The organism is Massilia phyllosphaerae, from assembly GCF_034659755.1.
GTDB lineage: Bacteria > Pseudomonadota > Gammaproteobacteria > Burkholderiales > Burkholderiaceae_D > Telluria > Telluria phyllosphaerae.
This window is the reverse complement of record NZ_JAXSQX010000011.1, coordinates 17,228-33,025: the sequence shown is the minus strand read 5'-3', so window position 1 is coordinate 33,025 and position 15,798 is coordinate 17,228. Positions and strand designations below refer to the sequence as shown.

The window sequence follows — 15,798 nt, the reverse complement described above, 5'->3', positions numbered from 1 at the left end:
AATGCATTCATCATATTTTGCGATCGTGGCTGCAAATGGACAAAGTCCGGTTGGGGAACTGGTACTTTCTGAAGGAGTTTCAGCATGGCTTTTTCACATTAAATTTTGGGAGGCGATTAATAGTTATTGTCAAACTGATTTTTCCGAATATGAGGAAGAGACTTTAACGACCAGCATGATAAGTTATGCATTAGGTACACTTCAAGATATCAAGGAGCGCACTGATAGCAGTTCTTATGATATTTCTGAGTTTCGTTATGGATGGAGCGGCGACGGAAAAGAACTGATTTGCAGGGTTGACAATGAAACTATTAGTCGGGAATTAGGTCCACTAATCGACATGCTAAAGACAGCACAAGACGCCCATCTCGATTTGTATTGTCAGTTATAGTTTATATCCTAGTTTTTATTTCATCTATCTTTGTCGGGCGCGAGGCCTCATCTGGCTCGCGCTAGTTTTCGCTAACGTTCAGGCGCGTCTGCACTACCAGTCTCAGTTTGCCTTAATCCACGAAAGTACACAACCGAATTGGAGGGAATTGACATGGACGTGGCGAAATTGCTGAGGCTTGAGCCCTCAAAGGACTCGGGGCTTGTAGAGTTAATAGGATGGTTAATTGACAGAAATGATGGACTTTATCTTGTTGCTGATCACGCGCCTTTAAATTGGGATTTTCCTTTGCAAGTGAAAATCGTTAATGAAAACATTATGTATCTTATCTAAAAGAAGATTTCTTTTTATGGTGGTGGAAAATAATCGTTATTCCACAAATGTGAGTTGGATCGAGAATTTATTTCGGGGATTTTACCGAGTGTGTTTGTAAAGAAACTGTGTGTGGATCGGAGCGGGAATAATGGTGAATTCGAGGAGATACGAATTAATGAAGAAGAGCTGTGCGATTTAGTGGATCAGCGAGGAAATTATCGATTTATTCAGAATCGTGACGTGGGTCGAGATTGGCCTGACGATCTGTGAAGTGTGAATCAAAAGCAACTGCAGCAGCGTGCAGGAGAAGCTGCATTAGCTTGCCGGCTTTCCTGACCTTGCGTACGCTTCGCTTACGCTTACGCTTACGCTTCCACTTCCGCCACCGTTCGCGGCGACATCAATCTGTTCGGCAACATCGTCAGCAACAACGCCGCGGCGGTCACCAGCGCCCTGATCGCCCAGCGCAACCTGAACGTGTCCGTGGCGAAGGACAGCGACCTGTCGGCCGACCGCCAGGTGCAACTGAGCCCCAGCGGCACGATGGCACTCAAGGCCGGCACCGACTTCAACATCCTCGCCGCCAGCAGCCAGGCCGGCACGCTGCAGCTGCGCGCCGGTAACGACATCAACAATATCGGCAACACCCTGTCGGCAAAGGATTCCCTGGATCTCTCGGCCGGCCGCGACATCAACCTGCGCACGACCACGACCTCGGTCAGCCTCGGGACGACGCGCTCCGGTACCGACAGCACGACCCTCGACAAGGTGGCCGGCTTGTCCGTCACCGACACCGGCGCGGGCAGCAGCTTGCTGGTCTCGGCGGGGCGTGACATCAACCTGGCAGCGGCCGACATCAGCAACGCCGGCGTCGGCGGTAGCACCGCCCTCAGCGCGCTGCGCGACCTGAACCTGGGCACGGTCGGCATCTCGGCACGCGACGACACGGTCAAGAACGCCAACAATTACCGCAAGGAGAGTTCGACAAGCGAGGTAGGTACGGTGATCAACGGCGCCGGCAGCGTGCTGCTCGACGCCGGCAACAACCTGACGGTGAGGGCAGGGCAGGTCGATGCCGGCAGCGGCTTGAGTGTCAATGCCGGCAACAACATCGACATCACGACCGGCTCCGCGACCTATTCGCTCGACCAGTCGAGCCAGACGTCGAAGAGCGGTTTCCTGTCGAAGAAGGTGACGACCACGCGCGACACGGTCGACGCGGTGACCTCGATCGCCAGCTCGCTGACGGGTGGTACGGTGTCGATGAAGGCGGGGAATGACCTGAACATCACCGACTCGGCCGTGGTGGGCGACGATGCCGTCAAGATGGCCGCCGGCAAGGAGATCAACATCGCGGCGGCCATCGACACCAACAGCGAATGGAACCACGTCGAACAGAAGCAGAGCGGCCTGCTGAGAGGCGGCGGCGGCTTCGGCATCAGCTACGGCACGCGCACCACGACCACCGACAAGACCCGCGACGCCGTGACCCAGAGCGGCCAGGCCCGCAGCCTGGTCGGCTCGATCGGCGGCGACCTGACGCTCGACGCCGGCAACGCGATCAAGGTCAGCGGCACCGATATGTCGGCCGGCCGCGACATGGGCCTGGCGGCCAAGGACGTGACGATCGATGCCGGCAAGGACAAGATCGACACCAGGTTCAAGACGCGGGTGGAGCAGGACGCGATTTCATTGCGGGTAGGCGGCAGCGTCGTGAATGCGATCCAGTCGGTGCAGAGCGTGCAGCAGACGGTCCAGGCGACCGATAACAAGCGGGTGCAGGCGATGGCGGCGGCCACCGCGGCTCTGGCAGTCAAGGACGCGGCCGCGCAGGCGAAGGACGGTTTGAGCGTCAGTTTGAGCCTGACTGCCGGGCACTCGGAATCGGTGCAGACCACCACTATCAGCGAAATGCTGCACACCGGCAGCGCGCTCACGGCGGGGCGTGACATCAGCATCGTTGCGAAAGGCGGCGAGGGCAGTGGCAACATTAACGTCATCGCCAGCGACGTCAATGCCGGCCGCAACGTGACGCTGGCTGCGAACAATCAAGTCAATATGGTTGCGGCGCAGGACCTGGAGAGCCAGCACAGCGAGAGCAAGAGCATCAGTGCAGAGGCTGGCGTCGCAGCGAGTTACAGCACCAAGGACGGGATGGCAGTCGGCCTTACTGCCTCTGTCAGTGGCAGCAAGGGACACGACGATGGCGAGGGTACGACCCAGGTCAACACCAAAGTCAACGCTGGCCAGACGCTGACAATCGTCAGCGGCGGCGATACCAATATTAAGGGCGCTGTCGCCAGCGGTAATCAGGTCGTCGCCAACGTCGGCGGCAACCTGAATCTCGAAAGCCTGCAGGACACGGCCAAGTTCGACAGCAAGACGCAGAGCGTGAGCGTCAGCGGTACCTACGGTTATGGGGCGAGTGTCAGTGGCAGCGCGAGCCAGACCACGATCAAGAGCGATTACGCCAGCGTGCAGGAGCAGAGCGGTATCAGGGCTGGCGATGGTGGGTTCCAGATTACGGTTGCCGGGAACACTGACCTGAAAGGGGCGTTGATTAGTAGCACCGACGCGGGAACCGCAGCCAACAGCTTGGTCACGAAAACGCTGACACAAAATGAGATCGAAAATCACGCAACGATGGAGGGGACGAGTATTGGCTTAAGTGGCGGTGGGACTGTCGGTGGTACTGGAGATAAAGGAGCGACCGGACCGGGAACCATTCATTGGAATGATAGGGGTGAAAGCGGGGTAGCAGGTGGTGTATCCGGGCTGGCTGCCACTAGCTCGCACGATTCCAGCATGACCAAAAGCGGGATCAGTGCGGGTGCGATCACTATTACGGACAGCGTCGCGCAGACAGCGCTTACGGGGAAAAGTGCAGAAGAGACTGTTGCTGGGATCAATCGTGCGGTCAGTACAGGGGTCGATACAAGCGGCAAGATTGGCAACAACTCCGATTTGGCTGAGGTAAAGACAACGCTCGATGTTACTGCTCAGTTTGCTGCGGCCGCGAGCAACGCAGTAGGCACATATGCGAGCGACAAACTGAAGGAAGCGCAACAGCTTTATGTCGAGGCTGCGAGCGAAACCGATCCGGACAAAGCCGAAGAAAAAATTAGGCAGGCGAATCAACTCGCAAGTGACTGGGCTGAAGATGGTAAAGCACGCGTTGCTCTACATACGATGGTTGGGGGACTGGCAGGGAACTTCAATGGGGCGTTAGGTGCCGGGGCGGCAAGCGTGATGACACCCTTGGTCGCCGAGCAAATTCGCAGCCTCGATATTCCTAGACAGGTACAGAGCGCTTTGATCTTGGCCGCTGGCACAGCAGTCGGTGCAGTAGCAGGCGGAGGAGGCGGTGCCGTTGCGGCGACAAATGAGGTCGAAAATAATTACCTTTCACACAAAGAAATTGCACTGGCTAATAAGGCATTGGGAGAGTGCGCTAAAAAGGGTGGGGACGTTGACGCTTGTAAGAAAAAAATTATCGAACAGATGCAGGAGCTTGACGCTGAACGTGATAAGGATATTGGAGAAGCAACTCGTATCGCGCAAAATGCGGAATACCAGATTCAAAAGTGTGACGATCGCGCTTGCGTGGATGGATATCAATCGAAACAACTTTCGGCGATAAATTATTTATCGCTGGTCGCGGCAGGAAAAAATAACGGCACTATAACATTTGATGGCTACCATCCGGACAGACTACTAGAACTCAGCTTAGTCACAGACGGGTTTGTTAACGCGGCAGATAAAAAGCTCGATAGGGCAATCCTTGCTACTAAGGATGGCATTAATTATATAAATAAGACTACGCTCTCGGACTGGGTAAAAGACGGTGCAAACGGAGTCTGGTCTGGCGCGAAAACCGCTTATGCGTTCGGTAAGGCAGCTATAACTGACCCAATCCCTGCCTTCGCAGTTGATCGAAGTATTGATAATCTCTCTTTTAAGACAACTTATGATACTGGTGAGATAGTATTCGACGCGGCATTAGGGATTGTTTCCTATGCAGGAGGCAAAGCAGCGACATGGATAGTTGGTGAAGGGTGGAAGCCACTACCAAGCCGGTCCGAAAAGATCGTAGAAGTCCCTGCCAATTCGGTTCCACCAAAGGGAGGGGTCGGCGGAGGGGGGCTAGGGGACGACCATCAGCTTCTATTGAGCGAACACAATTGGAAAAAAGTACAGGCAAGCTAACTGGAAAACCTGAACTCCCGCCTGATAACGCAAACGCAGAAATGGTGCGATCTATTCAGCGTCAGAACGAAGCTGGCAAGACTTTATCGGAATACGGATTGGATGTAGAATATCTTCCTAACAATGGCAAAAAAACAAAAAATCCTGATCTTCGAATAAATGGTGAGATTGCTGATGTATATTCGCCTAGTGGTAATAATGTGCTTACGATACGGGATACTGTTCAGGACAAAGCGAGGCTGCAAGCTCCAAATGTCGTGGTGAATCTAGTTGATAGCGGACTTTCAATTAGTGACGTCGCGCATTACATACAACGTAATCCTGTGTTAGGCTTGCATTCGCTTATCCTTATTAAAGATGGTAAGGTTTTTGTTGTCAAATAGGGAGGTGTAATGAGTATTGAGATGTGTATTGAAGCCGAAGACGTCTTGCGGTTTGAGGCGCTAGTGCTGGCTTTTAATAAGACTGGAGTGCATGATTTTGAAGAGGAGGAATATGGCTTTAGTGGTCTATTTCCAATCTCGGGAATGGCTTTTTATGTGTTTCAGAAGGAAAAATGCACCGTGATTCCGCAATTACTCGCCGAAGGTGCTGATAAGAAGTTCGCTTGGCCCGTCGGAACACGAATTAAGTTTAGATATGTTAACGAAAATTTCGATGAGTGCACATCGCAACTCAAAGCATTTATATCGAACCTGGCTAATGTCTCTAATGCAAATTTTTTACTTTCGTTTCAATACGACACCATATACGCGGTACGCGACAAGGGTGGTCTACACAAAATTGCCGATTTTTAATAGTCAAATATCGACTAACGGCAAGTAACTTGTTGACCTTGTCCGTTCTAAAATCCAGGAGAACGTGGAAAAAAATAAATGAGACCTTCTTTGTTGCAAGAGATTTTTTTTGGATACGATCGGTTATATTTGTGTCAATTCTGACGGGAATAATTTTTTCTCTTTCTTTACTATTAATTGGCCCACTTGCGAGCTTGATCTTCAATAATGTACCTTTTGAGCTGCCGTCGTTCGGGAAAATTATTAGGCTCTCAATAGGATCGGTAGCTAATGGATTTTTCTTTGGGACAGGACTTTGGTGGGCAGAAAAGCGTAACAGGTAAATATCGAAGCCAGATCTGTCGATTTGGGATGAATATTCTCCAGCACGCGCTATCGGATTTTAGGTGAGCGTTGACAATGCATTGACATTTGGAATATTTAAGCGCGCCAAATTTAATTCTAAGTCAATCTTATTCGCTGAAGAATTGGCCGATTGACAATGGATCTTAGGGTCGATATTTCTACTTAGGTGAGATTTTTAATCTCGGTCGATTGTTCCAGTTTTTGGCGCAAGGTGCACCTCGGATCGACGCGTCTACACTCGAGATCCGGGCCATGGAGGTCACCGAAAACAGCATTGGCAACGCACCTGTCCTGCCAACTCTACTTGATCAGATTCCTCCTGAAGAAAATATTGCCAGCGTCAGTGGTTACGGCGCCTACGATACGAAAGACTGTCACGAGGCCATCGCCTTACGCGCCGCTCATGCCATACTCCCGACTCGCAAGAACGGCAAACCCTGGAAGACGAACCACTGCGGAGCCGATGCGCGCAATGACATCCTGCACATGACGCGCAGACTGGGCCGGGCGATCTGAAAGAAATGGAGCGGCCGAGGCGATGCAGCCAATCTTTTTGAGAAGATTAAATCTTGTTGGCTAGAGTTAGAAAATTGGTCCGCACAGCGATTGTTTAGCGGTCAGTTAGCCAATCGTGCATCGTCAGTATCAAATCTTGAGCTTTACGGCCCTCGCGAATCGTTTGCTCGACTGGGCGAGGAGTTGACCGACGCTGGGGCGGAGCCATCAGTTATTGAATTTTATTCGATGTCTTACCATGGACGTTATAAATTGCGAGACATTAAAGGAAATTGAAGAAGTGGCGGCACGGGAGACAGTGCCGAAAAACGTACATGGACGAAGCTGTCAGAGCCAAAGGAACGCACCCGGCAGGGCAGCGGGGGTATCAGGAATTTTGTGTGCAGAGGTCGGTTTAAAAAATCATCGGGCATTGCGCTAGTGAAGCGCTCGTCAAGTTTGGGTGCCTTCGGTTTCTTGGTCGTCCTCACTACATCAGTCAAAATGGTGAGGCTAAAACTCCGTGACCGTTAGGTATTGCAATGGAAGGGAATGTTAATTTATGCTATTTAATCCCTCTATATATAATGAAAGAGCAAAGGAAAGCACGGTTCGCCGTTTAATGAATGCTGAATATAATGAATCAAGACCGAAGGGGAATGTTATATCGCATTATCTTGATGATATCATCAAGTTAACTTTGGTTGGCGCCTATTCTAGAGTTGAAGTGATTTTGCCGCGATTGCAAGAATGGTTGCAAATGGCAACAAATGCGAATGAAGATTTCGGGGATAGTGATAATTTTCACAGGCAGAGATTACATTGCGCGAATGCGGTTTATTCGTGGCTCATTAATCGTGAACTTGCGCAGAAGTCTTGGAGCCAAGCTCGCCTATATAATGCAGCTTCGGCTGCTGAGCCAAATTTTTACGATTTATCGGATATTGCGACAGTGCGCTTAGATGACTATATGTCGTTCTGTATTGGGGCGGGGCAATATGCTGAGGGTATTTCGGAATTTGAGAAATTTTACGACGGGGAAAATGTTGTTATAAAAAACGTTGTGCAGCCTCGCGAGTTTGCATATGCGCATTGCCTTCATAAGTTGAAAGGGAAGTTTGCTCAGGCTGAGTTGCTTGCGGCCGGACGAAAAATGCTTCGCTCTAATCTGCAAGAAATTTGGTTAGGCCGTGGCGAATGTACGCGCGCAGCTATATGGCTTAAAATTGTGTATTGGGACGCTGGAATAGAAAATAGCCCATTGAGAACCATTTTAAAAGCGTACGAGGATATGCCGAAAGTCACATGTCCAGTTCTTGGTTAATGATGGTTAATGTTTAAAATAGATCTGCTTGAAAGCAGAATATTGAAATTAGAAAAAGTGAATGGGTTTGATTTGCCAAAAAGGGATGGTTCAACAGGAGGTGTGTCATTTTCGAAGACCTCGACCGCTTGTTCGATGCAGAATTCCAGAGGGTGGTAATAAGCCGTCTCGAAATATAGGCAGGACACATGCTCCAGCACCCCCTAATAACGCCCATACAAGATCGTCTCGTAATGCAGAACCAGCGATGACGCGATCGGCGTTCAATTCCGCTCCGCAAGCACCAGCAGCAGGTTGTGCGGTATCTTGCGCCGGATGCGCCGGATGCGCCGGAAGAAATCGAGGTTCAGGTACCGCTTCGAATAATGCTCGGAATAAGTATGCCGGTAGCACCGCGTAAAGAAACGCGCAGGCGGCGCGATGGCGCTCAAGGAGGCAGGAGCCTCAACATCCTCGCCGCCAGCAGCCAGGCCGGCACGCTGCAGCTGCGCGCCGGTAACGACATCAACAATATCGGCAACACCCTGTCGGCCGAAAATTCCCTGATCGCCTCGGCCGGCCGCGACATCAACCTGCGCACGACCACGACCTCGGTCAGCCTCGGGACGACGCGCTCCGGTACCGACAGCACGACCCTCGACAAGGTGGCCGGCTTGTCGGTCACCGGCAGCGGCGCGGGCAGCAGCTTGCTGGTCTCGACGGGGCGCGACATCAACCTGGCGGCGGCCGACATCAGCAACGCCGGCGTCGGCGGCAGCACGGCCCTCAGCGCGCTGCGCGACCTGAACCTGGGCACGGTCGGCATCGCCGCCCGTGACGACACGGTCAAGAACGCCAACAACTACCGCAAGGAGAGTTCGACAAGCGAGGTAGGTACCGTGATCAACGGCGCCGGCAGCGTCGTGCTCGACGCCGGCAATAACCTTACGGTGAGGGCAGGGCAGGCCGATGCCGGCACCGGCTTGAGTGTCAATGCCGGCAACAACATCGACATCACGACCGGCTCCGCGACCTATTCGCTGGACCAGTCGAGCCAGACCTCGAAGAGCGGTTTCCTGTCGAAGAAGGTGACGACCATAGGTCGGTGGACTCCCGCTATGAAGGATATTAGTGAAGAGCAAACACAGATGCCAAAGACTGCAGATCTTGGAGCAAAAACCGGCGAATTTAATATTCTAAACGTGGATACCACCTTGAGCGGCCAAGATTTTTGGGATGCTACAATAAGCCGTTTCTCGATGCTGCAATAGCGCGGGGGGATCCTATTCAATTAAGTACTATTCCAAGTATTATGTCCGACGTTAAACGTAATGGTCAATCGACCAGAATGTTTGGGAAGGAGATCGAATACTTAGTTAAGAAAAATGCGAAGCCAGTAAATATTGGCAATGAAAAATGGAAAATGATTAAGAGTGGTTTCAATAATGATTTCAAATGGAAATTTACGCACTCTTTGCGGTTTTGAAATATTTACGGATTTGACTAAAAACCTCACAGCTGAGGTGGCGTGGTGTGATGCAACGATTTTTTTGTATACAAACGATGTTGCAATACTATTTACTGATCTCATACAGGAATTTGAGGTTGATATTTTCTTATATGACCGCAATTGCAATGCATATACATACAACATGTACGGAATAGAAGATTTCCTCTTGACTGCAGGCGAAAAGGCATTGGTGAGTAATGATGCGTCTATACTCATCAACGAAATGGATTTTGATTTGTTGGGGGTAAAATCTTTGCAGAAAAGGCAGTCAATTGCATTTGCTTTAAGTCTGCTACGGCGGTTTGGGAGAAGAATATTTTCTACGTCGTTAATTAAATTGCCTCTCTTGGCTAATGAGCCAACAGAAGAAATGCAAGAGCGTTGGAATAGATGCATGATAAATATGTAATCGCAGTTTTTTGAGGGGTGCCCCCTTTTTGATGAATGAGCAGGCATCGACAATAATTTGTGTGCAGAGGTCGGTTTAGCTTAAGGAACGCGCCACTATGCGAGTGAGACTCGAAGAAATAGCTAAACTATTTTTTAAATACGCAAGCGAGCAAGGTCATACTTACAATGTCTTCCCGTTGGGAACTGATGTGGATGAATTTAGTGCACCTTACATCGAAATTTCTGATTCTGGAAAACTGGCAATTGTTGCAAAAGAGCGCGGTATAGAAATTCTAAGGAAAGAAACCAAGTCGCCAGATGTGTTGGCGAAATGGGTATATGAACTCTTTAATAAATAGCTAGCATCGATCATTCTCAGTGTTGATGCTACCTGTCGAAAAAAAATTGCAGCGACAATTATTTATCGCTGATCGCCGCAGGAAAAATAACGGTGCTACAACATTTGACGGCCGAAGGAAAACCAACACGAAAGGTTACTGGCTAGGCGAAATTTGCGGGATAATAGGGACCAAAGTGGCAAACCAAGCTCCGGGTGTGAAAGAATTAGGATAGGGGTTGCAAGAAGCTTTAGACAATGGTTACTCGGTAAAAGGAGTTTATGTCAAAGTTGCGGTACCTGAACCCAGCAAGGTTGGCGTGTGACGATTCAAAGTAATGAATCGAAATAAAGATGAAATCAAATCAGTTGCCGGCTGCTGTGGGTATTAGCTCGGCCTGGCCTAGTCGTAAAACGGTGATTAAAGCACTGCAAGGAACCTCTCAAGAGAGCGTCGCCAAGATAAAAAATTATATTTGTCGAGTTGATGTAAAAAATTTCAGAAACGTTGTGAATAGAAGCACATTTAGTATTATAGCGAATCAACAAGAGGCGTTCGCTATATGTCACGCTCTTCTTGGGAAACCTTGGCTACTAACGTTAGCCTATTCAACGGCTTGTCGACTGTTTACTGATGAGCTGGACTATTTTTGGCATCATAATTTCCGTTTAATATTCGCGGATCACCCTCGCCTTTACAGATGTTTAATTGGAAGTCCAGTGTGATAGGCTTGGGTTATGCCTTTATTCTGGGATGGAAAGAAGAGGCGATATATCAAGGATATTTAATCCACTCTGCATTAAAGCATGAATACCAGTTGGCTTTGTCGTACGAGGAAAGGCATAGGTGCGCTCACGCTTTTATGCTACGTTTTTTTGCGGACTGGCGGGGGATGTGTCTCATAGCTGGCCGTCTTATGCTTATGATGAGCCAATATATGAAGGTCTGCTCGAACACTGGCGTAATCCCGATTCTGAATGGCTTGTGCCTTGGTTGTTGGCTGCCTGTGATCGTCATACGCACCAGGCTGCCAGAGAAATCTCCAATACGTTTTACGATTTCAGTAGTCCAGCGCTTGCTCGTACACCGATTGAAATATTGACGCTTTTGCGTCTGCGTGAATTTGTCGGACTAAGCAATCCAATCATTAATCACCCGTTAATGGATGCCCCATTTGACATTCTGCCTGAAGAGCAAGTGGGCTTTGTATCAGACGAACTCATGAACGGTACGTTTGCAAGGGCACGTTTAGATTGGCCCTCGATCGATCAGGTTTTATCGATCGGGTCGATGATGCGATGAATGCGGTAACGGAGGGCAGCGACCTGTCAGCCGACCGCCAGGCGCAGCTGAGCGCCAGCGGCACGATGGCGCTCGAGGCCGACCCGACCTCACCATCGTCGCCGCCAGCAGCCAGACCGGGAAGCTGCAGCTGCGCGCCTACAACGACATCGCATGGCGTCGATGAAGACGGGAAAGGGCCTGAACATTACTGGCTCCGCCGTCGTGGCTACGTTGCCAATCCGCTCTCGTCCGCCACTACGGGCGCAGCCTTGCACGCGGACGGGCGCTCAGGAGGTTGATGATCCGGTCGCATGCGCTCGTATTGGTAAACGTCGTGACTCCGGTAACACCCGCGGGCGTAATAAGTAAATCCCAACTTCTCTGCAAGCCTGGTCGAGGCCGTATTGCGAGGTTCGATCATGCACACACTGCGTGACGAAACCGCTTGTCGATCGAACCAGTCCAGCGCTGCTGTCATCGCTTCCAGGGCAAAGCCCTTGCCATGTGAACGCCCGGTGAACACCCATGCCGCTTCAGGCACGCCATCGAAGTGGTCGCCCAAGTCGCGCTGAAAATCGGCCAGGCCCACTTCGCCAATAAACTGATTCGTGGCCCGCTCGAATACCGCGAACATGCCAAAGCCCAGCAAGCTCCAATGACCTGCATAACGAAGCAGCCGATGCCAGGCGTCTTCACGCGAGGGAGGAGCGCCGCCAATGGACTGAAGTACGGCGGGATCACTGGCAAGCCGGAAAACCTGGTCGATATCTTGCAGCGTATGTCTGCGTAGATCACATGTCTCATGAGTGACGCGTGTCGACGTTTTTGTAACCATGCTTTTGCAGAATAACATTGGCATGGTCGCAAAACTGTGCCCTCGCGATGACATGCTTCCTGTCCTCGGATGGGCTGATGCAGCATCGACACAACCATTGTGTGAATTTCCGTATAAATTTCTTTACAGAAATGCAGCATATCGTTACAGTCGGGCACGTTCACGTCCATTCGTTCTTCCATGTCCACGCAGCAGTCTCCCGGCGCCATTGCGCGTTGGCGCGGTGAATTCACATCGGCCAGCATCGAAGCCGCGTTTCTGCGCGCCCAGGGTGACGTTATCCGGCATGAATTGACGCGGTCGCTCGCATTTTGCAGCGTCTTTTACCTGGGCTTCGCACTTGCCGACGTGGCGCACCTCGGCCTGAACAGCCAGACACTGATCCTGTTCGCGGTGCGCCTGGCAACCGCCGTGGTGGCCGTGACGGGTATCGTGCTGACCCGCCGCAGCGCCAATCCCGGGCAAACTGCCTATCGCTCGGCCACCGTCTTCACCAGTCTGGCGATGCTGGCGTTCTTGCTGGTCACGTATTCGCGTGGCGAACTGCTGCTTCATGGCATGTCGATGGCCATCATGCTGGTCATCGTCTACCTGTTCATTCCAAACCGCCTGGTCAACGCAGGTATCGTGGCGCTCGGCGCGAGCGCCGGTTTCCTGGGCCTGGTGCATGCCATCGGCACGGTCAGCCCGCGCCAGCTGGGGACCATGGCGATGCTGCTGCTGCTCGCGAACCTGTTCGGCGCCGCTGCCGCGCGCCGCGATGCCCGTGCGTCGCGCCGCCAGTACTGGACCGAGCAAACGCTGATCGACCAGTCGATCCGCGATCCGCTCACGGGGGCCTTCAACCGGCGCCACCTCAATGCCGGCCTGCTCGAGCGTGAAATCGAGCGCGCCCGTTGCGACCATGCCGCGCTGACGATCGTCGTGTGCGACCTGGACAATTTCAAGACCATCAACGATACCTACGGCCACCAGGCCGGGGACACGCTCCTGCAGGATTTCGCACGCTTGTTGCTGTCGATGATCCGCGACGACAAGGATACGGTCGTGCGCTACGGCGGCGAAGAATTCCTCCTGATCCTGCCCGACACCAACCTGGACGAGGGCCTTGCCCTTGCCGAACGCATGCGCGCACGTCTTGCCGAAACAAGCGGCCCCCATGCCGACGTCCGCAGCCATGCCACGGCGAGCTTCGGCGTGGTGAGCGCGCGCCTGTCCTCCTGCCTGCCGGGCATTGCCAGCCACGCCCTGATCGCGCGCGCGGACGAACTGATGTATGCCGCCAAACGCAGTGGCCGCAACCGGGTCCACGGTGCTCAATGGGAAGGCGCCGATGGGGTCCCGGCCGAGGCCGGGCAAGCCCCGTGCGCCAGTGGCACCCCGGTCCCGAACGCCTGCGCAGCTTGACCGCGCCATGACCGGCCGCGAACTACTCGCAGCCGGTACGGTACGGCTTATGGCTTCACGAACTTGAGCGTCATGCGGTCGCTCTCGCCGATCGCCTGGTATTTCTCGCGGTCCTGGTCGCGGTTGGCCAGGGTCGGCGGCAGCGCCCATACGCCACCCTTGTGGTCGGCCTTGTCCTTCGGATTGGCGTTGACGTCGGATTTCGCCGCCAGCTTGAAGCCGGCGCTTTCCGCCATCCTGATCACATAGGACTCGTGCACATACCCGCTCGAGGTCTTCGCATCCTGCGGCATGGCTTCCGGCAGGCGGTGTTCTTCGATGCCGAGCACGCCGCCCGGCTTCAGGCTGGCATAAGCAGCCTTGAATACCCCCTTCAGTTCGTCGTCACCGCCGGCGTCGATCCAGTTGTGCAGGTTGCGGAAGGTGAGCACCATGTCGACGCTGCCGGGGGCGGCGAAGTTGTAGGTCGACGGCGGCGCGAACACGCCCTGCACGACCTTGCCGAAGACCGCCGGATTGGCGTCCAGTTTCTGCTTGAAGGCCACGGTGCCACGCTTGGCCGGATCAAATGCTGGGCCTGCGGCGATCAGCTTGCCGTTGTCGCGCAGGTAGGGCGCCAGGATCTCGGTGTACCAGCCGCCACCGGGCGACAGCTCCACCACGGTCATGTTCGGCTTGATGCCGAAGAAGGCCAGGGTGTCGTAGGGATGGCGCCAGTTGTCGCGCGCCGCGTTGGCGCTGCTTCGGTGGCTGCCTGCGATCGCCGCGCGCAGCTGGGCATCGTCGGCCTTGTCGGCGGCCTGTGCCAGGCCGGCCACGCCGCTCGCCAGCAGGGCGGCCAGGATGAATCGTTTCATTATGTCTTCTCCAAGGTCGGTGGTAGCGGCCTCATGCCGTACCGCCCGGCAATCATCGGGCAGCGTCCCGCTTGTCGTCAAGTCAATATGCGGACGCTTCGCTGCGCCGGCCCGGGTCAAGCCCCGTCCCGGAACGGATTCCGGTCGTTCAACTCGTCGATGTAATCGTCGATCCCGCCCGCCTCCTGCTCGAGGAAGCGCTCGATCGCATCCGCAAACGCCGGATGCTTGAGCCAGTGCGCCGACCAGGTCCGCGTCGGCAGGAAGCCGCGCGCCATCTTGTGCTCGCCTTGGGCGCCGCCCTCGAACACCCCGATGCCTTGCTCGATGCAGAATTCCAGCGGCTGGTAGTACGCCGTCTCGAAATGCAGGCAGGGCACGTGTTCGAGCGCGCCCCAGTAGCGGCCGTACAAGGTGTTCTCGTCGTGCACCACCAGCGATGCGGCGATCGGCGTTCCTTCGCGCTCGGCAATCACCAGCAGCAGATTGTGCGGCATCTCGCGCCCGATGCGCCGGAAGAAATCCAGGTTCAGGTAAGGCTTCGAGTAATGTTCGGCATAGGTATGCCGGTAGCAGCGCGTGAAGAAGCGCCAGTCGTCGTCGGTGGCGTCGACGCCGCGCACCCGGCGCAGGGTCACGCCGGCTTCCCTGACCTTGCGCCGCTCGGCGCGTATATTCTTGCGTTTTTTTTGCTCCAGCGTCGCCAGGAAGGCGTCGAAATCCGCATAGCCTTGGTTCACCCAGTGGAACTGCACTCCGCTGCGCAACAGGAAGCCGGCTTCGCCCAGCTGGCGCGCATGTTCCTCGGGCGGAAACAGGATGTGGGTCGACGAGACCTCGGTCGACTGCTGCACATGGCGCAGCACCTCGATCAGGGCGGCGCGGGCGGTCTCGTCGCGCGCCAGCAAGCGCGGGCCCGTTACCGGCGTGAACGGGATCGCCGACAGCAGTTTCGGGTAGTACTCCAGGCCATTGCGCCCGTAGGCGTCGGCCCAGGCCCAGTCGAACACGTATTCGCCGTAGGAGTGGTATTTGACGTAAAGGGGCAGGGCGGCGGCCAGGTCTTCTCCATCGTACAGCGTGAGAAATTGCGGCTGCCAGCCGGCATCCGGCGCGGCGCTCCCGGACTCGTGCAGGGCGTGCAGGAAGGCATACGAGAGGAAGGGATTCGGTTTGTCCTGGCTGGACGCCAGCGCGTCCCACGCTGATTGGCCGATCTCGGACAGAGAAGAAACGATATGCGTGCGATAATTCAAGATGACTTCCATATCAAAGGAGTAACGGGTACTGCGCGGCGCCGCGCTGCCCGGCAAACAAATGGTGGT

The 15,798-nt window shown here is 53.8% G+C and carries 13 protein-coding genes and 2 pseudogenes; 11 read left to right on the top strand and 4 right to left on the bottom strand.

Features of this window, described 5'->3' with window-relative positions; all coding sequences use genetic code 11:
* The first annotated feature begins 1 nt into the window (after position 1).
* The 6 genes and pseudogenes from U1H99_RS28360 (at position 2) to U1H99_RS28335 (ending at position 7,873) form a co-directional block, all read left to right on the top strand.
* On the top strand, positions 2-391 hold the full coding sequence (locus tag U1H99_RS28360; RefSeq protein WP_323144132.1) for a hypothetical protein: 390 nt from the start codon (positions 2-4) through the stop codon (positions 389-391).
* Between the two features lie 798 nt (positions 392-1,189).
* Entirely contained in the window at positions 1,190-4,912 is a 3,723-nt protein-coding gene (locus tag U1H99_RS28355) for a hemagglutinin repeat-containing protein (protein ID WP_323144133.1), read from the top strand.
* Positions 4,888-5,295, top strand: coding sequence for a CdiA C-terminal domain-containing protein (locus tag U1H99_RS28350; protein WP_323144134.1), 408 nt, complete (start codon positions 4,888-4,890; stop codon positions 5,293-5,295). Before U1H99_RS28355 ends, U1H99_RS28350 begins: the two co-directional genes overlap by 25 nt.
* A 9-nt stretch (positions 5,296-5,304) precedes the next feature.
* A complete protein-coding gene (locus U1H99_RS28345) occupies positions 5,305-5,709 on the top strand; it encodes a hypothetical protein (RefSeq protein WP_323144135.1) in 405 nt (134 codons plus the stop codon).
* Positions 5,710-6,256: 547 nt separating this feature from the next.
* Positions 6,257-6,567, top strand: a pseudogene (locus tag U1H99_RS28340) (transposase); the annotation flags it as partial.
* A gap of 544 nt (positions 6,568-7,111) precedes the next feature.
* The gene (locus U1H99_RS28335; RefSeq protein ID WP_323144136.1) at positions 7,112-7,873 is read left to right on the top strand and encodes a hypothetical protein; all 762 of its coding nucleotides are present in this window, start codon (positions 7,112-7,114) and stop codon (positions 7,871-7,873) included.
* Positions 7,874-7,983: 110 nt separating this feature from the next.
* Here U1H99_RS28335 and U1H99_RS28330 read toward each other — a convergent pair.
* Positions 7,984-8,280 (bottom strand): annotated as a pseudogene (locus tag U1H99_RS28330) (peptidogalycan biosysnthesis protein); the annotation flags it as partial.
* Between U1H99_RS28330 and U1H99_RS28325 the strand changes: the two are divergent.
* The 4 genes from U1H99_RS28325 to U1H99_RS28310 all read left to right on the top strand — a co-directional run bounded on the left by U1H99_RS28325 (position 8,239) and on the right by U1H99_RS28310 (position 11,392).
* Complete coding sequence (locus U1H99_RS28325) at positions 8,239-9,123, top strand: hemagglutinin repeat-containing protein (protein WP_323144940.1); 885 nt, start codon at positions 8,239-8,241, stop codon at positions 9,121-9,123. The pseudogene U1H99_RS28330 and the gene U1H99_RS28325 overlap by 42 nt on opposite strands.
* 174 nt (positions 9,124-9,297) lie before the next feature.
* On the top strand, positions 9,298-9,771 hold the full coding sequence (locus tag U1H99_RS28320) for a hypothetical protein (protein WP_323144138.1): 474 nt from the start codon (positions 9,298-9,300) through the stop codon (positions 9,769-9,771).
* Between the two features lie 97 nt (positions 9,772-9,868).
* Positions 9,869-10,111, top strand: a complete 243-nt coding sequence (locus tag U1H99_RS28315; protein WP_323144139.1) for a hypothetical protein — start codon at positions 9,869-9,871, stop codon at positions 10,109-10,111.
* An 825-nt stretch (positions 10,112-10,936) separates the two neighbouring features.
* Positions 10,937-11,392, top strand: coding sequence for a hypothetical protein (locus U1H99_RS28310; protein ID WP_323144140.1), 456 nt, complete (start codon positions 10,937-10,939; stop codon positions 11,390-11,392).
* Between the two features lie 208 nt (positions 11,393-11,600).
* On the opposite strand, the gene U1H99_RS28305 is transcribed toward U1H99_RS28310, so the two are convergent.
* On the bottom strand, positions 11,601-12,209 hold the full coding sequence (locus U1H99_RS28305; protein ID WP_323144141.1) for a GNAT family N-acetyltransferase: 609 nt from the start codon (positions 12,207-12,209) through the stop codon (positions 11,601-11,603).
* A gap of 180 nt (positions 12,210-12,389) precedes the next feature.
* On the opposite strand from U1H99_RS28305, the gene U1H99_RS28300 reads away from it, so the two are divergent.
* Positions 12,390-13,616: a GGDEF domain-containing protein gene (locus U1H99_RS28300; protein ID WP_323144142.1), complete on the top strand. Its 1,227-nt coding sequence runs from the start codon at positions 12,390-12,392 to the stop codon at positions 13,614-13,616.
* Positions 13,617-13,663: 47 nt separating this feature from the next.
* Here the strand turns inward: U1H99_RS28300 and U1H99_RS28295 are convergent, their stop codons facing one another.
* Positions 13,664-14,473: a class I SAM-dependent methyltransferase gene (locus U1H99_RS28295; RefSeq protein ID WP_323144143.1), complete on the bottom strand. Its 810-nt coding sequence runs from the start codon at positions 14,471-14,473 to the stop codon at positions 13,664-13,666.
* Between the two features lie 116 nt (positions 14,474-14,589).
* Positions 14,590-15,741 (bottom strand): GNAT family N-acetyltransferase, encoded by a 1,152-nt coding sequence (locus tag U1H99_RS28290; protein ID WP_323144144.1) that lies wholly within the window; start codon positions 15,739-15,741, stop codon positions 14,590-14,592.
* Positions 15,742-15,798: the final 57 nt, after the last annotated feature.